The sequence below is a fragment of the Xanthomonas fragariae genome (genome assembly GCF_017603965.1).
Classification (GTDB): domain Bacteria; phylum Pseudomonadota; class Gammaproteobacteria; order Xanthomonadales; family Xanthomonadaceae; genus Xanthomonas; species Xanthomonas fragariae_A.
In genome coordinates this window covers 1,874,808-1,897,554 of the sequence record NZ_CP071955.1, presented here as the reverse complement: position 1 = coordinate 1,897,554, position 22,747 = coordinate 1,874,808, and the positions used below count along the sequence as shown (strand labels likewise).

Sequence of the window (22,747 nt, the reverse complement as noted above, 5' to 3'; positions counted from 1 at the left end):
GACGACGCCGAATTACAGCGGTGCCGCTCGCAATACGGCGTGATCGCAAACGCGACATTGCCGCGACCGTGACGCGTCTTTCATCGGCCGACCGTTTCGCCCGGCTGCCACAAGGACACTGCACATCGAAGCGCTCTAGCGTTTGCGCGACAATAGCTGCATGAGCAGCCAACACATCTCCCCCACCGACGCCCGCGCCCTTGCTCTGCAGGGCGCCTTGCTGATCGATATCCGGCAACTGCACGAGCGTGCCGGCGGCCAGGCCGAAGGCGCGTTAGCGATTACGCAAAACGCGTTGGAAACTGCGCCCGCACAGCATCTGCCCGAGCAAACGCGCGAGATCGTGTTGATCTGCCAGAGCGGCAAGCGCTCCGCGCACACGGCCGAGGTTTTGCGTGCCCAGGGATATGCGCACGTCTCGTCGGTGGTTGGTGGCACCAGCGCGTGGTCGACTAACGGCCTACCGTTGGTGCGCCCGGCGCTGCTACCGGACGAACAGGATTTTCTCGAGCGCTACTCGCGCCATCTGCACTTGCCGCAGGTCGGTCTCGAAGGACAGCAGCGCCTGGCGCGTTCGCGCGTGCTACTGATCGGCGCTGGTGGACTGGGCTCGCCAGCGGCGTTCTATCTCGCTGCGGCAGGCGTCGGTCACTTGCGTCTCGCCGACGACGATGTGGTGGATCGCAGCAACCTGCAGCGCCAGATTCTGCACACCGAAGACAGTGTCGGTAGCGCCAAGGTCAAATCGGCTGAGCAGCGCATCGCCGCGCTCAATCCACGTGTGCAGATCGATGCAGTGCAGGCGCGCGTCAATGCCAGCAATATCGAAGCACTGCTACAGGACGTGGATGTGGTGGTCGATGGCGCTGACAACTTTCCTGCGCGCTATCTGCTCAACGATGCCTGCGTCAAACTCGGTAAGCCGCTGGTGTACGGCGCGGTACAACAGTTCGAAGGCCAGTTGAGCGTGTTCGATGCCGGCCGCAACCGCGGCCGTGCGCCCTGCTATCGCTGCCTGTTCCCCGAGCCGCCACCGCCGGAGTTCGCACCCAGCTGTGCCGAGGCCGGCGTACTCGGCGTGTTGCCCGGCGTGATCGGGCTGTTGCAGGCCACGGAGGCGTTGAAATTGCTGCTTGGCATCGGCGACAGCCTGGCCGGACGCTTGCTCAGCTTCGATGCGCTGGCCATGCGCTTTCGCGAAATCCGCCTGCCGCCCGATCCGCAGTGCCCGGTGTGCGCGCCCGGCGTCGCATTCCCCGGGTATGCCGACTACGCCGCGTTGTGCGGCAGCGCAACCGGCTGAGGGCGGTGCTCAAATCGACTGCGCAGCGTCAACCAGCCCGGCCTGACCGGGCCCCCGTTGTGTGGCACACCGTTCGACCGCTGTACTCCGACTTGCTGCCACACACACTTGCTGCAAACACACCTGAGGTCTATTCGCTACGCGTCGGTGGCCACGTGATTCGTTGAGCGATCAAAGCGCGTAAGGAATCACCCGTACGATCTCGCCCGCCTCAAACCGTCGCGCCTGCTCCGGCAACACGATCAAGGCATTGCTATCTGCCGCGCCACGGAGCAGATGCGAGGCATCGCCACGATGCGGCAGCGCCGTCAGACGTCCGTCTTCGCCGCACTCCAATCGCCCACGCAGAAACTCCAGGCGCTCGTGGCGCTTTTCCCACGGGCTTGCCAAGGCTGCATGCCATACCGGACGCGGCTCGCTACGTCCCTGCAAGCTATCCAGCAACGGCACGCCGTAAGCGATCAAGGTCGCCAGTACCGACACCGGGTTGCCCGGAAGACTCAACACCAGACAGCGGCCGATCTGACCTAGCAACGCCGGCATCCCCGGGCGCATGCGCACGCGCCAGAAATGGATACGGCCCAGTTCGCCGATCAACTGCGGCAGATAATCCTTTTCGCCCGCCGACACACCGCCGCAGGTGATCACCACATCGAACGCCGCTGCCGCATCTTCCAGCATAGTGCGGATGCGCTGCGGATCGTCGGGCAAGGTCGGCCACGCCGTCGGCGCGTAGCCCAATGCCCGCAGCTGCGCCATCAACATGTTGCGGTTGCTGTTGTAAATTTGCCCGGGACCGAGCGGCATGCCCGGCTCGACCAACTCATCGCCGGTAGCCAGGACCGCAATGGTCGGCCGCGGTGCTACCGCCAGCCGCGATACACCAAGCGCAGCGGCCAGGCCGATGCGGGCGGGGGTCAGCACCTGCCCGCTCTGGATCACCAGATCGCCAGCACGCACATCGCTACCGGCAAGCCGCACTGCGGCCCCCGACGCAGGCATGGTGCGACAGCGCACCGCACCATCGCGCTCGTCGGCGTCTTCTTTGGGGATCACGGTGTCGGCGCCATCCGGCAGCGGCGCACCGGTGGTAATGCGCAGGCACTGCCCAGCACTCAGCGCGCCGGTCCAGCGATCACCAGCAAATTGTTCGCCGACCAATTGCAACGACGCATCGCCGCCAGCAACATCGGCATGTCGCAAAGCAAAGCCATCCATCGCGCTATTGGCGAACGGCGGCAGCGCGAGTGGAGCAATCAGATCGGCGGCGCAAATCCGCCCATCGGCAAGCGAGGCAGCGATGTTTTCATCGGGCGGACGGCGATTGGCCGCGACGGCCTGCAGAATCTGCAGCGCCTGTGCATAGGGAATGCGTGAGGGATAGTCAGTCATGGCGCGCAGGATACCAGCGCGCCACGACAGCCAAGAGTGATCGCCAAAACGCAACAACCGCGCGGCCCTTGCGGGCAGCGACCTGCCCGACGCGCACATCCGATCCCTACGCGCCTCCCCCACCAACACCTGACAACTGATTGCCAGGGCTCCCGGGGGCACGCTTACTTGCCCTTGACGTGCCGCATCAAGCGCCGCTTGCGCGCGACCTGCCGGTCGGAGAGCGTGTTCCTCTTGCCTTCGTAGGGATTGGCACCTTCGCGGAAGATAAAACGCACGGGCGTACCAACCAGCTTGAAGCGCTTGCGGAAGAAGTTTTCCAGGTAGCGCTTGTACGACTCCGGCAACACCTTCAACCGCGTGCCATGCACGATGAAAGTCGGCGGATTGGCGCCGCCCGGATGAACGTAGCGCAGCTTGGAAACATGTCCACGGATGCTCGGCGGCGGATTGGTCTCGTAGGCGATTTCCAGTGCCTGATTGACTTCACTGGTGCTGAATTCATGCGTGGCCGATGCGTGTGCACGATGGATCGCCTGGAACAACTCGCGCATGCCCGAGCCATGCAGCGCAGAAATCCGCACCGCCTCGGCCCAGCTGACAAAACCCAGCTTGCGCGACAGCAGATCTTCGGCCTGCGCACGCTGGTAGTCGGTCTGCCCGTCCCACTTGTTGATCGCCACGACCAAGGCACGACCAGCGTCCAGAATCGCGCCAAGAATGGTTGCATCCTGGTCGGTCACGCCTTCGCCCGCATCGAGCATCAACACCGCAACCTGGCATTGCTCGATTGCCTGCAGGGTCTTGAACGCGCTGAACTTCTCCACCGCCTCTTCGACCTTGCCCCGACGGCGCAGACCCGCCGTGTCGATCAGTCGGTATTGGCGACCATCGCGATCCATGTCCACGGCGATCGAGTCGCGCGTGGTGCCCGGCACTTCGGAGGCGATCATGCGTTCTTCGCCGAGCAGACGGTTGACCAGGGTCGACTTGCCCACATTTGGACGGCCAACAAAGGCGATGCGCACACGCGCCGGATCGGTATCGAGCAACTCGCCAGCACCTTCCTCAGGCAGACGTGCACCGACTTCTTCGAGCAATTCGTCAATACCCTGCCGATGCGCGGCAGACAACGCCACCACATCGGAGAAGCCGTAACGTGCGAATTCCGAGCGCACGGTTTCTTCGTCGGTGCCGTCGATTTTGTTGACGACCAGCACGGTCGGCCGTGCCAGCTTACGCAGCCAGGCCAGGATCTCGTCATCGAGTGAGGACGCGCCTTCGCGGCCATCGACCACGAACAGCACCAGATCGGCTTCGCCAGCGGCAGCACGTGCCTGACGTGCGGTGGCGCCGGCAAGGCCTTCCTCGTCGCCGGCGATACCGCCGGTGTCGACGACAATGAAGGGGCGCTCCCCGTCGAGACGGCAGACCCCGTAATTGCGGTCGCGGGTAACCCCAGGCTGGTCGTGGACCAGCGCGTCACGGGTACGCGTCAGCGCGTTAAAAATGGTGGACTTGCCGACATTGGGCCGTCCAACCAGGGCGACCAGGGGCAGCATTACGAAGTCCTTATTGTGCCAACCGGAAGGCGGTCAGATCGCCATCGGTGTTTTGTACCAGCAGAATGCCATCCACGACCACCGGCTGCGCCAGCAGCGTGTCGCGTCCGGCGCGCGCGCGCGCGGCCAATGCACCGTCGCTGAGTTTCAGCCAGTGCAGATAGCCCTTGTAATCGCCAACCACGGCGTAATCGCCCTGAATGGCGACACCAGTGAGCGAGCGGCGAGCCAAGGCAGCCTGCGACCACATCGCCGCACCGCTGCTCTTGTCCAAGCCCCAAACCGAACCGGCGTTGTCCGAGACCACCACCACGCTGGACGACACGCCAACACCACCAGCGCCGCCGTGATCGCGCGTCCACAGCGGCCGGCCGCTCGGGCCTTCCAGTGCCAGGGTTTCGTTCTTGAAGCTGGTCGCATACAGCGTGGTGCCGTCCAGTACCGATGCACCGTCCACGTCGGACATCCGCTCCAGCTCGGTGCGGCCTTCCGGCACCCCGATGGCCTGCTCCCACAAGGGGCGACCATCCTGCAGTGCCAGCGCGCTCAAGGTGCCGCTGTCGTTGCCGACAAACACCACGCCCGGGCCAGTCACGATCGGTGCGTTGCCGCGCACCGACAAGGTCGGACCTTCTTCGGCATGGAACCAGCGGCGCTCGCCGGTTGCCGAATCGAATGCAGTCACGCGGCCATCGTTGCTACGCACCAGCACCAGATTCTGCGCGATGGCTGGCGCGGCGATCACTTCGTTGGGCACCTTGGCGCGCCATTTTTCGGTACCGTCGGCCTGGTTCAACGCAATCACATCGCCAGACAGCGTACCGATCACTACCAGACTTTCGCCAACGCCGGGTCCACCGGACAAGCGCTGCTTGAACTTGTGATCGTTGCGCTCTTCCTTCTTGGGTTTGTATTCCCACACGCGCTTGCCGGTCTGCAGGTCCAGCGCCTGCACGCCACCAGTAATCGCCGAGGCGTATACCTTGCCGTCAGCCACCGCCGGACGCTGACGCACACCGATGTGTCCTTCGCCCTTACCGATGCCGGTGGACCAGATTTTGTCCACTTTGACGGACGGCTCGAACTCGACCAGTTCGGCAGGTTCCTGCGCCTTCTTGGCAGCAGCATCTTTACCAGCAAACCAGCCCTTGACAGTGCTGCAGCCAGCCAACGACATGCCCATCAGGGCAATCAATGCAACGCGCTTATACATGTCAACCCGCTTCATCAAATCTGCTCCGCCGGATCGGGCACTTTGCCGCCCACATCCATCAACTTGGTTTCCAGCAAACGGCGCTGCGGCGAAGCCACATCCACCGTGGTCAGGGCCTTGGTGTAAAGCGCACGCGCTTCATCCGGCTTGCCCTGCACGACCAGCGCATCGGCCCGGATCTCCAGGCTGGTGTGGTCCTGCGCATCGGCCAGCAGCTTGATCGCCTCATCCGGCTTGCCGCTCTCGGTCAGCACGCGCGCAAGGCGCTGCCGCACGATCTGCTTGAGCTCCCCTTCTGCATGTACCTCACGCAGGGTCTTGATTGCTTCGGCATTCTTGCCGGCGTCCAACTGGGCCTTGGCCAAACGCAGCGCGGCCAGCTCGGCGTAAATACCGCCCTTGCCGTTATCGAGCACCACGATGTCCTCGGCTGCCTTGTCCAGGTCCTTGCCCTGGATGGATTTCACCACCGCCTCGTAACGGGCGTTGGCTTCGACCAATTCGGTGTTGGTGAGCTTCTGCCACCACTGCCAGCCTAGAATCAGGGCCAGGCCAATCACGACGCCGCCTACCAGGCCCGCGCCATTTTTTCTCAACCAGGAACGAACGCGTTCGCCTTGTTCGTGTTCGTCCAGCAGATCGTCGATCGCCATGCTTACTCTCGCTCCGTCATCCAGGAGGCGCGGAACATCTATAGGGAAAAATGAAAAACCGCAGTCCGCTTCACTCAGAAGCAGGTACTACGGAGCCGTCGGAGGATACCGCAAAACGCGCCACGTTAGCGCGCTGGAACGGTTTCACATCGACGATACTGCCGCCTTGCTGAACCTGTACCGCCGACGCATTGCCCAGCACGACGCGGCCTACCTGACCCGGCGAATAGCTGCGACGTTCCCCGGCACGCACGAGTGCTTTTTCGACTGCGCTGCCATCCGGTGCCAGAATCTGCACCCAACTGTCGCCGCTGAAACTCAACGACAAACTGCCGCCACTTGTAGTACTAACCGCAGTAGCCTCGGCCTCAGCAGTGGCGCGCGGCACTGGCGTCATCGACGCGATATATGGCGCCGGCTGCTCGCGCGGCGCGCTGGCCGGTTGAGCTGCAGCATTGCCCGGCCTGCCAGCCCTTGCGGACTCCGGCATGCTGTCCAGCGACACCATAGTCGGCGCCGCTTTGCCATCCAGATGCGAGCGGGTCGCGTACCAGACCGGCACCGCGAACACGCCGGTTATGACGACGTACATCGCCTTGCGCGTGGTGCTTTCGAGAATGCGACGCGCACGCGGGGTGTGAGTGTGGCTGACCAGCTTGACCGGTTCGATCGGTGCGATGTTTGCCTGCTGCAGCAGCGACTCCAGGTCGACCTGCAGCAAGCGCGCATAACTGCTTAACTGACCTCGCACGAAGACCGGCGCACCGAGGCGCTGCCATTCTTCCTGCTCCAATGAGCGCACCACATGCGCCGGCATACGCAGCTTGCCGGCGACATCGTCCACGCTCAGACCTGCTGCTTGGCGCGCTTCGCGCAAATGCTGTCCGCAGCCCTTTTCCTGCTCGAAAAGGTTCGAATTGGAATCACTGATCACAATGCATTGGCCCCGGGAGTAGCGGTCGCTGCGTCAGGGAATTCCTTGACCAACCGCTGTTGGTAACGGCCGGCGGCTACCTTGTCGCCTAGCCCTCGCTCAATCTGAATGGCGAGTTGTAACACGGAAGCTGTTGCCGGTGCAGCCGCCAAACGTCTTTCGATAAAAGCGCGGGCTTCGAAATAATTGCGACGCCCTGCTTCCAACCGTGCCATCGACTCAAGCGCGTACGGGTTATTCGGATCCAGATCGAGCGCTTTGCGCAGATCGCTGACTGCACGCTCGGGCTGACCAGCCTCAAGTGCGCAACCGCCCGCGTTGCCTAGTGCAGAAGCAGGAGATGCGTAGGTTCTGTCGGTCAACGCGCGATCGAACCAGATCAACGATTCGGCAGGCGACCCATTCGCACACAGCCATGCACCGTAGTTGTTCAATACATCGCCGCGCTGCGGCGCGAGTTCGGCAGCCCGGCGGTAGGAGGCGCCAGAACCAGTCACATCGCCCTTGGCTCCTTGGATCAACGCCAGCATACCGATGGCATCCACCGACTGCGCGTCCTTCTTCAATGCTGCACGGACCTGCTCTTCGGCACCGGCATAATCGCCGGTCTGCAGTCGATTGCCGGCCAACCCAAGCTTTTCCTGCACAGCCAGGCGGCTCTTGGTCGCCTTGTTGTCGCGGAACGAATACACCGGAGCGACTTCTTCCACGGTCTTGGCCAACCCGGCCTTGGCATTGCGGCCACCGCAACCGACCGCGCCCAGCGCAATTGCCATGGCCACCATTAACGCGATATCACGCTGCCGCATCTCGATCGGCCTGCCCTTCCAATATGCGGCGGAACTCCGCCTGGCGACGGGTACGGTCCATGACCTGCCCTTTAAGCTGCCCGCACGCTGCATCGATGTCGTCGCCACGGGTGCGGCGAACCATCGTCAGCACCTGCGCGTCGAGCAGGATCTTCTGGAATGCGCGAATCTGCGCCTCGCCCGAGCGCTCGTAGCGCGTACCCGGGAACGGATTGAATGGGATCAGATTCACCTTGCCAGCGTCCTTGGACTGCACCGCATTGTCAAACTGCCGCATCAATCTGGCCAGCTGGCGCGCATGCTCCGGCTGGTCGTTGATTCCTTTCATCAAGGTGTATTCAAAGGTGACCGAATCGCGCTTCTTGCTGCTGCGCAAATAGCGCGCGCACGATTCCATCAACTCCGCAATCGGATATTTCTTGTTTAACGGCACCAGGCTCTGGCGTAGCGTGTCGTTGGCAGCATGCAGCGAGACCGCCAGCGAGACATCGCTTTCGCTCGACAACCTGTCAATCATCGGCACCAGACCCGAGGTCGACAGCGTGACCCGCTTGCTGGCCAACCCGTATCCCAGATCGTCGCGCATTACGTTCATCGAGCGCACGACGTTGTCGAAATTCATCAACGGCTCGCCCATGCCCATCATCACCACGTTGGTGAGACGGCGCTGCTGGTGCGGCACGTTGCCCAGATGGCGCGCCGCCACCCACACCTGCCCGACGATCTCGGCGGTGGTGAGGTTACGGTTGAAGCCCTGGGTAGCGGTCGAACAAAAGGTGCAGTTCAAGCCGCAGCCGACCTGGGAGGACACGCACAACGTACCGCGCCCCTTGTCGGGGATGTAGACCGTCTCGATCGCGTTCTTGCCGTCGGTGCCCATGGCCAGCAGCCACTTGTGGGTGCCATCGGTGGAAGGCTTGTCGAACACGACAGTCGGGACGAGGACCTCGGCGTGCCGGTGCAACTTCGCACGCAGCGCCTTGCCGAGATCGGTCATCTGGTCGAAGTCGGTGACGTAGCGATGGTGAATCCACTTCATCACCTGATGGGCACGGTAACGTGCTTCGCCGAGCGTGTCGGCGAAGAAGCGCTCCAGTCCCTCGCGGTCGAGGTCGAGCAGGTTCTGCTTGCGTAGTTCCGGGATACGGACAGGAACGTTCTGCAGCACGGAGGGGATCACGACCTCATTCACGATTCGACTCTCTCGGCCTCAGCGCGAGACCACTTCAGTAGCGGCAAAGAAATACGCGACTTCGTTGGCAGCGTTTTCGACCGAGTCCGAGCCGTGGGCGGCATTGGCATCGATGGAGTCGGCGAAGTCGGCGCGGATGGTGCCCGGCGCAGCGTCCTTGGGATTGGTCGCACCGAGCAGGTCACGATGTGCGGCAACGGCATTCTCGCCTTCAAGCGCCTGGATCATCACCGGGCCGGAGATCATGAACTCGACCAACGCGTTGAAGAACGGACGCTCGCGGTGCACCGCATAGAAACCTTCAGCTTCGCGACGCGACAGCTGCTTGTATTTGGCCGCCACAACCTTCATGCCAGCCTTCTCGAAGCGACTGTAAATTTCGCCGATGACGTTCTTGGCGACGGCGTCAGGCTTGATGATGGATAAGGTGCGCTCCAGCGCCATGGGAAAATCTCCGTTGGGCGGGCCACTGAAGGCCCGAGGTTATCATGAAAAAAACCCACGACAAAACGCGGGCTTAGGCTTCTTTTCGATGCTCAAGTCTATCTCTTCGCCGTTTCATTTGCATACCGCCCTCTTGAATCGTGCTGCGTTGCCGCATGACCCGCGCGACGCCGAGCCCATAAGCTCAAACAATCGTTTGATTGAGCTCCATCTCCGCGCATGCCCAAGCCCGCTCACTTCTCCACCAAGGACCGCATCCTCGGCGCGGCCGAGGAGCTGTTCGCCCAGCACGGGTTCGCTGGGACTTCGCTGCGTCAATTAACCACCCAGGCCGATGTCAACATCGCTGCGGTCAACTATCACTTCGGCTCCAAGGAAAATCTGGTCAACGAAGTGTTCCGCCGCCGCATGGACGAAATGACCGCCGCACGTCTGCAGCAGCTGGAGGTGGCAAAGAAGTCGCAGCCGGGTGAGCTCACTGCCGTGCTCGCCGCATTCGTCGAGCCGGCCCTAGCGATGGCGCAAGACCGACAGAGCGGCGGTGCCTTTGTGCGGGTGATCGCACGTGCCTACGCCGAAAAGAACGACAACCTGCGCAAGTTTCTGTCCGACCACTACGGACACGTGCTGCGCGAATTCGGCAAGGCTATCGCCGCCTGCGTGCCGGGTCTGAGCAAGGAAGAGCTTTACTGGCGCCTGGACTTTCTGGCCGGCGCGCTGACCTATGCCATGGCCGATTTCGGCCTCAAAAAGCGCCCTGTGGGCGTCAGCGAGGCCGACCACAGTGCGCATGCCGCGCGCGAACTGATTCGTTTTGCAGAACCCGGTTTCCGTACCCGTTCCACACTGTAAGTCGCTCACACCAAAGGCTCATCGCTATGTCCAATCCGTTGCTAGTCCGTCGTGCCGCCGTGCTCGGTGCCGGCGTCATGGGTGCGCAGATCGCCGCGCACCTCACCAATGCCGGTGTCGACACCGTGCTTTTCGACTTGCCTGCCAAGGAAGGTCCTACCGACGGTGTCGTGCTCAATGCCATCGCCAACCTCGGCAAGCTCCGCCCTGCCCCGCTCGCCAGCAAGGCGTTGGCCCAGGCGATCACGCCGGCCAATTACCAGGGCGGTCTGGAACAACTGCGCGACTGCGATCTGATCATCGAAGCGATCGCCGAGCGCATGGACTGGAAGCAGGACCTGTACAAGAAGATCGCTCCGTTCGTGGCCGATCATGCCGTGCTGGCATCAAACACCTCGGGCCTGGGCATCAACAAGCTCTCCGACGTGCTACCCGAGCAATTGCGCCATCGTTTCTGCGGCGTGCATTTCTTCAATCCGCCGCGCTATATGCACCTGGCCGAGCTGATCCCGGCCAAGGGCACCGACAAGGCGGTGCTGGGGGGCCTGGAGAGCTTCCTGGTCACCACGCTCGGCAAGGGCGTCGTCTATGCGAAGGACACGCCGAACTTCATCGGCAACCGTATCGGCGTATTCTCGATCCTGTCCACCATCCATCACACCGCCGAGTTCGGTTTGGGCTTCGATGAAGTCGATGCGCTGACCGGCCCGCTGGTCGGGCGCCCGAAGTCGGCAACCTACCGTACTTCGGACGTGGTCGGTCTGGACACCATGGCGCATGTGATCAAGACCATGGGCGACACCCTGCCCAACGATCCGTGGCACCAGTATTTCAAATCCCCGAAGTGGCTGGACGCGCTGATCGCCAAAGGCGCGCTAGGCCAGAAGGTCGGCGCCGGCATCTTCCGCAAGGACGGCAAGGACATCTTGGTGCTGGATCTGGAAAAGCAGGATTACAGAACCGCCGATCGCAGCGCTGCACCGGACGTGGTCGAAATCCTCAAGATCAAGAACCCGGCAGAAAAGTTCGCCAAACTGCGCGAAAGCCAGTATCCGCAGGCACAGTTCCTATGGGCCACATTTCGCGACCTGTTCCACTATAGCGCCTTCCATCTGGCCGATATCGCAGAAACTGCGCGCGATGTGGACCTGGCGATTCGCTGGGGCTACGGCTGGTCGCTGGGCCCGTTCGAAACCTGGCAGGCCGCAGGCTGGAAGCAGGTTGCGCAGTGGATTGCCGAGGATATTTCCAGCGGCAAGAGCATGAGCAGCACGCCGTTGCCTAACTGGGTGTTCGACGGCCGTGATGGCGTGCACGCCGCCGAAGGCTCCTACAGCCCCGCGCGTGATGCCCAGCTGCCGCGCTCGGCGCTGCCGGTGTACAAGCGTCAGCGCTTCCCCGATCCGCTGTTGGGCGAACAGTTCTCACCGGGCGAGACCGTATTCGAAAACGATGGCGTGCGCATGTGGCATGACGGCGACGACATCGCGGTGGTCAACTTCAAGACCAAGATGAACACCGTCTCCGATCACGTGCTCAACGGCTTGCAGGAAGTCGTCGGACGCGCCGAGAAAGACTTCGCCGGCGTGGTGATCTGGCAGCAGAAAGAGCCCTTCTCCGCCGGCGCCGATCTGGCCGGCGCGTTGGGTCTGCTGCAGGCCGGCAAGGTCGATGCATTCGATGCCATGGTCGCCAATTTCCAGGCTACCAGTCAGCGAATCAAGTACGCGCAGGTGCCGGTGATTTCGGCAGTGCGCGGCCTGGCACTGGGTGGCGGCTGCGAGTTCCAGATGCACAGTGCCAAGACCGTGGCATCGCTGGAAAGCTATATCGGCTTGGTGGAAACCGGGGTCGGCCTGCTGCCTGCCGGTGGCGGCCTGAAGGAAATCGCGGTGCGTGCCTCGCAGACCGCAGGTCCAGATGGCGATGTGTTCGCGGAACTGAAGAAGACCTTCGAAACCATTGCGATGGCCAAGGTGTCCAACTCGGCGGTCAACGCTCAGGAACTGGGCCTGCTGCGCGCCACGGACAAGATCGTGTTCAACAGCTTCGAAGCGCTGCACATCGCTAAGGCCGAAGCGCGCGCGTTGGCCGAAGGCGGCTACCGCGCACCGCTGCCGGCACGCCGCATCCAGGTCGCCGGCGACGTCGGTATTGCCACCTTCAAGATGCTGCTGGTCAACATGCTGGAAGGCCGCTTCATCAGCGAATACGACTATGAAATCGCCACCCGCATTGCCACCGTGGTGTGCGGCGGCGAAGTCGATCGCGGCGCGCTGGTCGACGAAGAATGGTTGCTCAAGCTGGAGCGCAAGCACTTCGTCGAACTGGCCCAGCAGGAAAAGACCCAGGCACGGATTGGGCACATGCTCAAGACGGGCAAGCCGTTGAGGAACTGAGATGTGTGATTGGGGATTGGGGATTGGCAACAACGATTTCCCGTCTCTCCAACGATTTGTTTCGCCGGATAGTCAGCGCCGGCATTCGCGATCGGGGATTGGGCACGCGCAACGGCGTTTCCTCTGCCTCCAAACATTCCATCCCGCCGGGCGGGAACATTCGGACACCGGGACTGGCTCTGCCAATTCCCACTCCCGAATCCCCACTCCCGGCTATCGGAGATAGCCATGAGCAAGCAGATTCAAGAAGCCTACATCGTCGCCGCCACCCGCACCCCGGTCGGCAAGGCGCCGAAGGGCGTGTTCCGCAATACCCGTCCCGATGACATGCTGGCGCACGTGCTGCGTGCAGTGGTTGCGCAGGCGCCGGGCATCGATCTATCGCGGATCGACGACGCCATTATCGGTTGCGCGATGCCAGAGGCCGAGCAAGGCATGAACGTGGCGCGCATCGGCGTGCTGTTGGCTGGCCTGCCGAATACCGTAACCGGTCAGACCATCAACCGTTTCTGTTCGTCCGGCATCCAGGCCGTGGCGATGGCCGCCGACCAGATCCGTCTTGGCAACGCCGACCTGATGCTGGCCGGCGGTACCGAGTCGATGTCGATGGTGCCGATGATGGGCAACAAGGTCGCCATCTCGCCTAGCGTGTTTGCCGAAGACCATGTCGCCATTGCATACGGCATGGGCATCACCGCCGAGAAGGTCGCCGAGGAATGGAAGGTCTCGCGCGAGGATCAAGACGCGTTCGCCCTCGCCTCGCATGAGAAAGCGATTGCCGCCATTGCTGCCGGCGAGTTCCGCGAGGAGATCACCCCGTACGAGATTCTGTCGCACCAGCCCGATTTGGCCGGCAATGTGATTGCGTTGCGCAAGCGTCTAGTCGATACCGACGAGGGGCCGCGGCCGGATAGCTCGATCGAAGGCTTGGCCAAGCTGCGCCCAGTGTTCCGCAACGGACAGTTCGGCGGCAGCGTCACCGCCGGCAATTCCTCGCAGATGAGCGATGGCGCCGGTGCAGTGCTATTGGCCTCCGAGCAGGCGATCAAGGACTACGGCCTGACCCCGCTTGCGCGTTTGGTCAGCTTCTCGGTAGCAGGCGTGCGCCCGGCAGTGATGGGCATCGGCCCGGTCGCGGCGATTCCCAAAGCGCTCAAGCAGGCCGGCCTGAGCAAAGACCAGCTCGACTGGATCGAGCTCAACGAAGCATTCGCCGCGCAGGCATTGGCAGTGATCCGCGACAGCGAATTGGATCCGTCCAAGGTCAACCCACTCGGCGGCGCAATCGCACTCGGTCACCCGCTGGGTGCGACCGGCGCGATCCGTGCTGCAACGCTGGTGCACGGCCTGCGTCGTCGTCAGCATAAGTACGGCATGGTCACCATGTGCATCGGCACCGGCATGGGCGCGGCGGGCATTATCGAAGCGCTGTAAATGCCACATGGTTGCCAGCCCTGCCGGCAGCCAGGGCAAAACCTATGAAGGTCAGAGAGCAAAGGCTCGCCGGCCTTTTTGCAGGCTTGATGTATCGGGCGGGATGGGCCGACGGTCTGGACAGGGGGGCGGAGCGGGATTAATCTAGAAGCTCGGAGATGGCGTTCCTCCGCGTTGTTCCATCAACCGTAGCGATCGCTACTGATGACGCCTACAAAAACTCTGGCCCAGCCCAGGAATTGTAGGCTTGTACTGCTCACATCTCCCTGCCGTGCCAGCCATCATGTCACTAAGCGACAGGCTGCCATGTCACGATTTTGCCGCTCCGAACATCTCGACCTTTTCGCCCATCTTGCCAAGTGGCTGGTGACTGCCAGCCTTGCCGCCGTATTGGCCGGCACTGCTTCTGCATTTCTCTTGTGGGCTCTGGATTGGGCCACCAGCTGGCGCCTGGCGCATCCGCGCGCGATCTGGCTGCTGCCGCTAGCCGGCTTTGCAGTCGGCCTGGTGTATCACCTGCTGGGCAAACAGGTGGACGCCGGCAACAACTTGATCATCGAAGAAATCCACGACCCCAAGAACCTGGTCCCGCTGCGCATGGCGCCGCTGGTGCTGGGGGGCACGGTGATCTCTCATATGTTCGGCGCCTCGGTCGGCCGCGAGGGCACCGCCGTGCAGATGGGCGCCGCGCTTGCCGACCAACTCACGCGTCTGCTGCGCTTGTGCAACGAAGACCGGCGCATTCTGCTGATGGCAGGCATCAGTGCCGGCTTTGCCTCAGTGTTCGGCACTCCGTTAGCCGGCGCGATCTTCGGGCTGGAGGTATTGGCCATCGGTCGATTGCGCTACGACGCGCTGCTGCCCTGCGCGGTGGCCGCCATCGTGGCCGATCAGGTCTGTTTGGCCTGGGGCATTCACCACACCCAGTATGCAATCGGCCCCATCGTTCCGGTCGGGATCAGCAGCGTGCTGGCCGTGCTGGCGGCCGGCATGCTGTTTGGTCTGGTCGGCATGCTGTTTGCCACCGTCACGCATCGCCTTGGCAGCTTGAGCAAAAGCGCCATCGGCTACGCTCCATTGCGTCCGTTGCTCGGGGGATGCGTCATCGCGCTGGCGGTGTGGGTGCTCGGCACGCAGCGCTATATCGGTTTGGGGATTCCGGAGATCGTCCGCGCCTTCCACGCGCCGACGGCGCCATGGGATTTTCTGGGCAAGCTGTGCTTTACGACAGTCTCACTGGGGGCCGGTTTCAAGGGTGGCGAGGTTACGCCGCTGTTCTACATCGGTGCCACGCTTGGTAACGCGCTTGCACCGATGCTGCACTTGCCCTTTCCGATGCTAGCCGGGATCGGCTTGGTGGCGGTATTCGCCGGTGCATCCAACACCCCGATCGCGTCCACGCTCATGGCGATCGAACTGTTCGGTGCCGATATCGCACCGCTCGCCGCACTCGGTTGCATCACCGCCTATCTATTTTCAGGCTATACCGGGATCTACCACGCGCAGCGCATCGGTCACGGCAAGCACCGATCGACATAGCGCCGGGCCGTCCGAAACCATACGCCTTGCCGACCTACCCGCGCGGCGGCGATAACCCAGTGCCGATACACGCAGCAGCGCTCCCAGCCAGGAGCGATCATGATCCTGCCGCATCGCACCGGTGTGCTGCTCGGTGCGGCGCCCCCACTTTACGGCGCGTGCCGCGACCACAGCGTCTGACGACCGCACTGCGTTTGCTGGCCGCTTTAAGCCTGACTCTTGGATCCGTGCTTTTCCGCGCGCGCTTGTTCCCTGGCCTGGCGTAGCCGGTCGAGCTTTTCCTTGAGCTTGATCTCAAGTCCGCGCGGGACCGGGTCGTAATACACCCGCTCGCCCATCGCATCCGGAAAACCGGTCTGGTCCAGCGCTATCCCGTCTTCGGCATCATGGTCGTACTGATAGTCCTGTCCATAATTGAGCGTCTTCATCAGCTTGGTCGGCGCATTGCGCAGATGCAACGGTACCTCTTGGGTGCCGGTGGCGCGCACCTCGGCCTTGGCCTGATTGAAGGCGACATAGCCTGCGTTGGACTTGGCCGTGCTGGCCAGATACAGCACCAGTTGCGCGAACGCCAGCTCGCCTTCCGGGCTACCGAGACGCTCGTAAATATCCCAGGCTTCCAGCGCCATGCTTTGCGCGCGTGGATCGGCCAAGCCGATGTCCTCGATCGCCATACGGGTGAGTCGCCGCGCCAGATAGGCTGGGTCGCAACCGCCGTCGAGCATGCGCGTCAGCCAGTACAGCGCCGCATCTGGATTGGAACTGCGCACGGATTTATGCAGCGCCGAAATCTGGTCGTAGAACTGCTCGCCATTCTTGTCGAAACGGCGCGTACGGTCGGCCAGCACCTGCAATAGCGTCTGCGGAGTGATCTCGCCGCCCTCGCCCGTCGCCAGTTCCGCAGCGATCTCCAGCAGCGTCAATGCGCGGCGCACGTCGCCATCGGCGGCGCTGGCGATTTCCAGCAGCGATGCATCAGTGACCTGAATCGTCTCCTGCCCCAGCCCGCGCTCCGAATCATGCAAGGCCCGCTGCAATGCTTGGACGATATCCTGCGGCGAGACGCCTTCCAGCACGTGCACACGACAACGCGAGAGCAACGCAGAGTTCAATTCGAAGGACGGATTTTCGGTAGTCGCGCCGACGAACAGAATCGTGCCGCGCTCGATATGCGGCAGAAACGCATCCTGCTGCGCCTTGTTGAAGCGATGCACCTCATCGACGAACAACACCGTACGGCGCCCGCTGGCGAAGCGCTGCGCGGCCTCGGCCAGCACCTGACGCACCTCCGGCAAGCCCGACAACACCGCCGAAATCGCTTTGAACTCGGCATCGGCGTAATGCGCCAGCAAGAGCGCAAGCGTGGTCTTGCCGCAGCCTGGCGGCCCCCAGAGGATCATCGAGTGCACGCGGCCGGATTCCACCGCGCGTCGCAATGCGCTGTCGGGCGCGAGCAGACGTTTTTGCCCGACCATTTCGTCGAGGGTACGCGGGCGCATGCGCTCGGCCAACGGGCGCAGATGCTCGCCGTCTACGCTGAGCAGATCGGCTTCGGGAGCAACGGGGAGCTTGGTTCGTGCCACGCATCATTGTATCGCGTCAGCAAACGGCCTTCTGCCAAAAAGGCCATCATCAGTGCGGATGCCGGCGAGCGACTGTTTATTGCGCCTCGCCGACCACGTCCACGCCTTTGCTCGGGGTGTAGCGAAAGGTGTCTGCAGCAAACGCCGGATTACGCTTCCAGCCGCTGAAGCTGATCGCAGTGCGCTGGCCCACCGCATCCACCACTTCCATCCTGGCCAGGCCGTCCTTGCCGAAACCAAGCAAGGCTATCTGGAAGCTGGCTTCGGTGTCGACTTTCGGCGTCAACGACAACCACTGCAGCCCGTCACGCGGCGCGGCTTCTTCGCTGACGTCGTACTGCTTGTCCAGACGTGCCGGGTCGATCAATGCAACCAGTGGGCTGTTTTGTTCTTCGCTGCCTTGCGCGCGCACGGTCACCTGTTGCAGGTCGGGATCGAATACCCACACCTTCTTGCCATCGGCGACGATGAGCTGCTTGTAGGGTTTGGCGTATTCCCAACGGAATTGGCGCGGTGCCGACAATGCCACCCGCCCGTTTGAGCGCTCCTTGACCCGGCCGTTGGCGTCGGATACCTGCTGACTGAATTCACCATCCAGGGCTTTCAAGCCACGCGTGAATGTGTCCAGCTCCTGGCGCGCACCTGCAAACGCGGTGCTGGCGAACAGAGCAGTGGCAAGGACGGCATAACGGAGCTGGCAATGCATCGCGGTCTTCCAGAAAGGGCTGCATCGATTCTGATGCTTCATTGATGAATGGGCGAGCGCTATCGCACGACGCGTTCAGATGGCGACTTTCACGCAACGAGTAAGCTTACCGCGCAGTTTGTACCTTGCTCAGATCGCCATAGACGATCTGACCGCGAAAACCGCGCCGCACCCGCTGGTAGAGCTCGCGGAATGCGCGGTAGTCCTGCGGCTGACACAGCGCCTGCGGCCCGCGGACCGCAGTGCGTTGCAGACGATGCACGGCGGTCACGGTCTGCCCCTGGCGCGTCCAACCCACTGCGTATTCGCCAGCCGTATTGCGAAACCTGGTGCTGCGCGGAATTGCGATGATCGGCACCGTGTCCGGAAAGGTCACCACGTAGGTTTCCTCGTGCACGCTGTCGTTGCAGTAGAACGGGGTCAGATTGTTTTCGGCCGATGTCGTCGTATAGATCGCGCGCGTCGACTCGGCACCCGGCATATCCGGCAAGGTCATCCCCCCAACCACCGAAAAATCTACCGCGTCCTTGGCCTCAAACGTGTAGCGATAGTTGAACGGCGCATCCAGATCCAGCGGATCGCCCTGGATTAACAGATCGCCGGTGCCGTCGAAACCAGATTGCGCAACGATCGACTCCTCGATGCGATGACGATTCTGCGCATTGAGCTGCACGAACATCGCACGCAAGCCGACTTCACCGGTCTGTCCGCTGTCCAGCGAGGTCAACCCTTGCAGCCCGCCCTGCGGCGTGAAGCGATATTCGGTGCGCGCCACATAGCGATTGAGCTTGCGATCGTTCGGCGGCGTCTGCGTGAGCTTGCCGTCGCGCGTGTGCACCACCGGCGCGCCGAGGTCGCCCGCCGGCAGCTGGCCGAAGCGTGCGTAAGGGTTGGTCGAATCGACGTACAAATCGAACGCCGGAATATAGGTGATGGCGTGATTGAAGCGACCGAGCACCGGAATCTCCGGCAGCGTCGGGCCGCCCTCGGCGCCGATCAACACCGGCGTGCTGTCGATGCCCTTGGCCGCCAGCAGGGCTTCCAGAATCACAGTGTGATCTTTGCAGTCGCCGTAATGGTTGGCCAGAATGCTGTCGGCGCTATTGGGCTCCAGCCCGCCGTTGCCCAGGTACACCGCCACGTAGCGGATATTGCGCGCTACCCAGGCGTACAAAGCTGCCGCCTGCGCGCGAGGGTCGTCGGTGCCCTTGGTGACTTCATCGGCCAGCGACTGTATCGCGGCAGTCACCGCAGCGGCGCGTCCGCCTTTGAGGTGATATGCCAAGCCCATCTGCGACCAGCTGTCGAAGGTGCTGGCCATCAAGGTGGGGCTAAATTCCCAGGTCGCCGCGCTCCAGTTCTGGTTCTTCATCGGCGTGGTGCGCTGGTAGCGCCATTCCCAGCGCGCTTGATCGCCACGCACCACCGGCTTGACGCTGCCTTGCAGCCCGCGTGCGTACAGATGCATCGGCAGCGACTTTGGCGCCACCAGCGTGACCACAGCGTCGTCGTATTGCGCGAATACGCTGAAGGTTTCCCACAGACTGAAATAGCCAGGGAAATACGGCGTGTTCTGCGCCCGACGCACGCGGTAGACGATGCGCGCGCCCGGCGCCAGATTCGGCAACACCACGACTTTGACCTTGCGGTCGGCATACATCGCCGCCGACGCGCTGGAGTAGCTTTCCTGGGTATAGATCTTGTCGGTCGCCACGTCCTGGCGCAGTCCCTCAGCGGTCACCGCGTAGGCCTCCAGCACGTCGAGGGTTTCCATCTTCTCGCTATAGCTCAGCCGTACCTGGCTGAACCGCTCCACCGCCGACTTGGTTTTGAGCAGTATCTCGTATTCGTCGGTCTCCACGCTGCTGGCATCGGCTCCCACTTCGTAGTCGGCGCGATAGCGCACGAAGCTGTAGTTGGTGTCGGCCTGCGTGCGCGCCGCGGCTGCAGCGGGCGCGGCCTGCTGCCGGGCCTGGACCAGCAGCGGCAGGGAGGTCAGCAGCACGAGCAACAACAGGAGACGACGCAACATGGGTCTCGATCGCAGCGAGCCGGGGCGGCTCTTGCTCAACAGGGTAGCCGTTGCGACCGGCAATGCCAGGCACCTGATTCCAACAAACGCCGCGCCATGCGTGAAAGCGGCTGACAACCACCGCGCAAACGCCGGGTAGGCGTTCGCTCTGTCTGTCGCTCGCTCCCGGGCAGCGTTTGCCACTGGCGCTTGGAGCTGGCCTTACTTGGGTGGCGGCGGTGCCAACACGGTGCGGTCGCCATTGTGCTCTGGCTGGCTGACCACGCCGGCCGCTTCCATCGCTTCGATCAAGCGTGCGGCCCGGTTGTAGCCGATCTTCAAGCGCCGCTGCACGCCCGAGATCGACGCACGCCGGGTCTCGGTGACGATGCGCAGGGCCTCGTCGTAGAGCGGGTCGGATTCGTCGCCGCCACCGCCGCTGCTTTCCGGTAAGCCGGTCGCGCCGACCACGGTGCCATCGCCCATGGTTTGCACTTCGTCCAGCACGCCTTCGACGTAGGACACAGGCCCGCTGGCCTTGAGATGTTCGACCACACGGTGCACTTCTTCGTCGCTGACGAAGGCGCCATGCACGCGATCCGGTAGCGCCGTGCCCGGCGGCAGATACAGCATGTCGCCGTTGCCGAGCAGCGCTTCGGCGCCGGACTGATCCAGGATGGTGCGCGAATCGATCTTGGAGCTGACCTGGAACGCCACGCGGGTCGGAATATTGGCCTTGATCAGGCCGGTGATGACGTCCACCGACGGGCGCTGCGTAGCTAGAATCAAGTGGATGCCGGCCGCACGCGCCTTCTGCGCCAGACGTGCGATGAGTTCTTCGACCTTCTTGCCGACGATCATCATCATGTCGGCGAATTCATCGATGAAGATCACGATGAACGGCAGCGTTTCCAGCGGCCGCGGCGCCTCGCCCAGCTCCGGATTCGGCTTGAACAGCGGGTCCATCATCGGCTGGCCGGCGTCTTCGGCGTCCCTGATCTTCTTGTTGAAGCCGGCCAAGTTACGCACGCCCACCGCACTCATCAGCTTGTAACGGCGCTCCATCTCGGCCACGCACCAACGCAGGCCGTTGGCGGCTTCCTTCATATCGGTGACTACTGGCGCCAGCAGATGCGGGATGCCCTGGTAGACACTTAGCTCGAGCATCTTCGGGTCGATCATCAGCATCCGCAGTTCCTTGTGCGAGGCCTTGAACAACAGGCTCAACACCATCGCGTTGACTGCCACCGACTTGCCCGAGCCGGTGGTCCCGGCCACCAGCAAGTGCGGCATGCGCGCCAGATCGGCCACCGTCGGGCGCCCGGCGATGTCCTTGCCCAGCGCGAGCGTCAGCGGGCTGGGCGACTTGTCGTATTCTTTTGAACGCAGCAGCTCGGACAAGAAAATCATCTCGCGGGTGACGTTGGGGATCTCCAGACCCACCACCGACTTGCCCGGAATCACGTCCACCACACGCACCGATTTGACCGACAGCCCGCGCGCAATGTCCTTGTCCAGCGAGCTGATCTGGCTAACCTTGATGCCCGGCGCCGGCTCGATCTCGAAGCGCGTGATCACCGGACCGGGATAGGCCCCGACCACTTGCGCATCGATGCGGAAATCCTTGAGCTTGAACTCGATCTGCCGCGACAACGTTTCCAGCGTCTCTTCCGAATAGCCCTTGGCCTGCGGCTTTGGGTCGTCCAGCAGCGCGAGCGGCGGCAAGTCTGATCCGTCGGTACTCACTCCCTGGAACATCGGGATCTGGGTATCGCGCTTGGCGCGCTCGCTTTTTTCCACCACCGGTGCCGGCGGTGGCTCGATCTTGACCGGCTCGCGTTTGGCCTGCTTGACCGCATCGACCTTGCGCACTTCCTGGCGTTCTTCGCGCATCACCCAAGTCTGCTGCCACTCGGTAGCCTGATGGGTCTTGCGCTGCATCAGCGGGCCTAACGCCAGCACCAACTTGCCGATACGTTCCATCACCGCGAACCAAGACAGGCCGGTGGCTAGCGTGATCGATACCAGCAAAAGCACCACAACGAACAAATTCGCGCCCAACGCACCAAAGCCAGAGCTGAGCGGTTCGCTAACCGACTTGCCGAGAATGCCGCCGGCCTCCGCAACCTCGGCATGAAACAAGCGCAGGTGCAAGAAGCCGGTCGAGGAAATCAAGAAGCCGACCATGCCGACCAAGCGCAACGCTGGCCCGAGGTCACTCTGGCTTTGCTCTTCGCGTTCGCCGATCAGCGCAATCCAGGCTACCGCCCCCAAAATCACAGGTAACAGAAAGGCCACATAACCGAACAATTGGAGCAGAACGTCTGCTGCCATAGCACCAAACTTGCCGCCCATATTGTGGATCGGCGCAACCAAGTTGCCGGTCCGCGACCAGCCAGGGTCGGCCGCCGAATAGGTGAACAGGCTGGCCAGCAGATACAGCAGCAACGGCGCCACCGCGATCAATGCCAGATCGCGCCAGAGCTTTTGCCGACGCGGATTGTCAGCCACCGCCGTCTTGCGCGACGACGATTTGCCCTCTGCGGGCTTGCTGCGTTCGGGAACCTGCTTTGCCACCTGTAGCCAGACCTTAAGAAAATGCTGTTAGTGATTGATAATAAACGACTGAGGCCACGGTTTCAGCTGTTGGATGAGCACCGGTCGCCAGGGCACGCGGCGGTCAACGAGAAACGCCGCACAAGGCGGCGTCGCGGACGTCTA

16 protein-coding genes, 1 pseudogene and 1 riboswitch are annotated in these 22,747 nt (G+C 62.7%); of the genes and pseudogenes, 5 read left to right on the top strand and 12 right to left on the bottom strand.

Translation table 11 applies throughout. The features are described from left to right. The first annotated feature begins 160 nt into the window (after positions 1-160). Positions 161-1,303 (top strand): molybdopterin-synthase adenylyltransferase MoeB, encoded by a 1,143-nt coding sequence (gene moeB, locus J5I97_RS08870; RefSeq protein ID WP_345776692.1) that lies wholly within the window; start codon positions 161-163, stop codon positions 1,301-1,303. Positions 1,304-1,474: 171 nt separating this feature from the next. Here the strand turns inward: moeB and J5I97_RS08865 are convergent, their stop codons facing one another. The 8 genes from J5I97_RS08865 to ndk form a co-directional block, all read right to left on the bottom strand. Then, a complete protein-coding gene (locus tag J5I97_RS08865) occupies positions 1,475-2,695 on the bottom strand; it encodes a molybdopterin molybdotransferase MoeA (protein ID WP_208591313.1) in 1,221 nt (406 codons plus the stop codon). Positions 2,696-2,859: 164 nt separating this feature from the next. After that, entirely contained in the window at positions 2,860-4,257 is a 1,398-nt protein-coding gene (der, locus tag J5I97_RS08860; RefSeq protein WP_208591312.1) for a ribosome biogenesis GTPase Der, read from the bottom strand. Positions 4,258-4,267: 10 nt separating this feature from the next. Next, positions 4,268-5,485: an outer membrane protein assembly factor BamB gene (gene bamB, locus J5I97_RS08855; protein ID WP_208591308.1), complete on the bottom strand. Its 1,218-nt coding sequence runs from the start codon at positions 5,483-5,485 to the stop codon at positions 4,268-4,270. Continuing rightward, complete coding sequence (locus J5I97_RS08850; RefSeq protein ID WP_208591306.1) at positions 5,485-6,123, bottom strand: YfgM family protein; 639 nt, start codon at positions 6,121-6,123, stop codon at positions 5,485-5,487. The genes bamB and J5I97_RS08850 overlap by 1 nt, the downstream gene beginning before the upstream one ends. Positions 6,124-6,193: 70 nt before the next feature. After that, positions 6,194-7,057, bottom strand: a complete 864-nt coding sequence (locus J5I97_RS08845) for a helix-turn-helix domain-containing protein (RefSeq protein WP_208591304.1) — start codon at positions 7,055-7,057, stop codon at positions 6,194-6,196. Further along, on the bottom strand, positions 7,054-7,842 hold the full coding sequence (gene pilW / locus J5I97_RS08840) for a type IV pilus biogenesis/stability protein PilW (protein ID WP_208591637.1): 789 nt from the start codon (positions 7,840-7,842) through the stop codon (positions 7,054-7,056). Before pilW ends, J5I97_RS08845 begins: the two co-directional genes overlap by 4 nt. Before the next feature lie 10 nt (positions 7,843-7,852). Next, on the bottom strand, positions 7,853-9,058 hold the full coding sequence (gene rlmN / locus J5I97_RS08835) for a 23S rRNA (adenine(2503)-C(2))-methyltransferase RlmN (RefSeq protein WP_371885844.1): 1,206 nt from the start codon (positions 9,056-9,058) through the stop codon (positions 7,853-7,855). 18 nt (positions 9,059-9,076) lie between these two features. After that, the gene (ndk, locus tag J5I97_RS08830) at positions 9,077-9,502 is read right to left on the bottom strand and encodes a nucleoside-diphosphate kinase (protein WP_208591302.1); all 426 of its coding nucleotides are present in this window, start codon (positions 9,500-9,502) and stop codon (positions 9,077-9,079) included. 219 nt (positions 9,503-9,721) lie between these two features. Here ndk and J5I97_RS08825 point away from each other — a divergent pair, with 219 nt between their 5' ends. From J5I97_RS08825 to J5I97_RS08810, 4 genes and pseudogenes are all read left to right on the top strand, one after another. Next, positions 9,722-10,354 (top strand): TetR/AcrR family transcriptional regulator, encoded by a 633-nt coding sequence (locus tag J5I97_RS08825; RefSeq protein ID WP_208591301.1) that lies wholly within the window; start codon positions 9,722-9,724, stop codon positions 10,352-10,354. A 26-nt stretch (positions 10,355-10,380) separates the two neighbouring features. After that, the gene (locus J5I97_RS08820; protein ID WP_208591299.1) at positions 10,381-12,753 is read left to right on the top strand and encodes a 3-hydroxyacyl-CoA dehydrogenase/enoyl-CoA hydratase family protein; all 2,373 of its coding nucleotides are present in this window, start codon (positions 10,381-10,383) and stop codon (positions 12,751-12,753) included. A 228-nt stretch (positions 12,754-12,981) separates the two neighbouring features. Next, complete coding sequence (locus J5I97_RS08815; protein ID WP_208591297.1) at positions 12,982-14,187, top strand: acetyl-CoA C-acyltransferase; 1,206 nt, start codon at positions 12,982-12,984, stop codon at positions 14,185-14,187. A gap of 145 nt (positions 14,188-14,332) precedes the next feature. Continuing rightward, positions 14,333-14,408: riboswitch (Fluoride riboswitch) on the top strand. Between the two features lie 85 nt (positions 14,409-14,493). Continuing rightward, positions 14,494-15,781: pseudogene (locus tag J5I97_RS08810) on the top strand (voltage-gated chloride channel family protein). 151 nt (positions 15,782-15,932) lie between these two features. Here J5I97_RS08810 and J5I97_RS08805 read toward each other — a convergent pair. From J5I97_RS08805 to J5I97_RS08790, 4 genes are all read right to left on the bottom strand, one after another. After that, entirely contained in the window at positions 15,933-17,225 is a 1,293-nt protein-coding gene (locus J5I97_RS08805; protein ID WP_238135726.1) for a replication-associated recombination protein A, read from the bottom strand. Between the two features lie 160 nt (positions 17,226-17,385). After that, positions 17,386-18,015 (bottom strand): outer membrane lipoprotein chaperone LolA, encoded by a 630-nt coding sequence (gene lolA, locus J5I97_RS08800; RefSeq protein ID WP_371885843.1) that lies wholly within the window; start codon positions 18,013-18,015, stop codon positions 17,386-17,388. A 106-nt stretch (positions 18,016-18,121) separates the two neighbouring features. Next, positions 18,122-20,047, bottom strand: coding sequence for a DUF3857 domain-containing transglutaminase family protein (locus J5I97_RS08795; RefSeq protein ID WP_208591292.1), 1,926 nt, complete (start codon positions 20,045-20,047; stop codon positions 18,122-18,124). Between the two features lie 201 nt (positions 20,048-20,248). Beyond that, positions 20,249-22,603, bottom strand: a complete 2,355-nt coding sequence (locus J5I97_RS08790; RefSeq protein ID WP_208591291.1) for a DNA translocase FtsK — start codon at positions 22,601-22,603, stop codon at positions 20,249-20,251. Positions 22,604-22,747: the final 144 nt, after the last annotated feature.

Excerpts from the sequence above, each read along its gene's own strand:
- ndk (WP_208591302.1), bottom strand. The coding sequence starts at position 9,502 with ATGGCGCTGGAGCGCACCTTATCCATCATCAAGCCTGACGCCGTCGCC.
- J5I97_RS08865 (WP_208591313.1), bottom strand. The coding sequence starts at position 2,695 with ATGACTGACTATCCCTCACGCATTCCCTATGCACAGGCGCTGCAGATT.
- J5I97_RS08850 (WP_208591306.1), bottom strand. The coding sequence starts at position 6,123 with ATGGCGATCGACGATCTGCTGGACGAACACGAACAAGGCGAACGCGTT.
- moeB (WP_345776692.1), top strand. The coding sequence starts at position 161 with ATGAGCAGCCAACACATCTCCCCCACCGACGCCCGCGCCCTTGCTCTG.
- bamB (WP_208591308.1), bottom strand. The coding sequence starts at position 5,485 with ATGAAGCGGGTTGACATGTATAAGCGCGTTGCATTGATTGCCCTGATG.
- J5I97_RS08820 (WP_208591299.1), top strand. The coding sequence starts at position 10,381 with ATGTCCAATCCGTTGCTAGTCCGTCGTGCCGCCGTGCTCGGTGCCGGC.
- J5I97_RS08805 (WP_238135726.1), bottom strand. The coding sequence starts at position 17,225 with ATGCGCCCGCGTACCCTCGACGAAATGGTCGGGCAAAAACGTCTGCTC.
- J5I97_RS08815 (WP_208591297.1), top strand. The coding sequence starts at position 12,982 with ATGAGCAAGCAGATTCAAGAAGCCTACATCGTCGCCGCCACCCGCACC.
- J5I97_RS08795 (WP_208591292.1), bottom strand. The coding sequence starts at position 20,047 with ATGTTGCGTCGTCTCCTGTTGTTGCTCGTGCTGCTGACCTCCCTGCCG.
- der (WP_208591312.1), bottom strand. The coding sequence starts at position 4,257 with ATGCTGCCCCTGGTCGCCCTGGTTGGACGGCCCAATGTCGGCAAGTCC.
- lolA (WP_371885843.1), bottom strand. The coding sequence starts at position 18,015 with ATGCATTGCCAGCTCCGTTATGCCGTCCTTGCCACTGCTCTGTTCGCC.
- pilW (WP_208591637.1), bottom strand. The coding sequence starts at position 7,842 with ATGGTGGCCATGGCAATTGCGCTGGGCGCGGTCGGTTGCGGTGGCCGC.
- J5I97_RS08825 (WP_208591301.1), top strand. The coding sequence starts at position 9,722 with ATGCCCAAGCCCGCTCACTTCTCCACCAAGGACCGCATCCTCGGCGCG.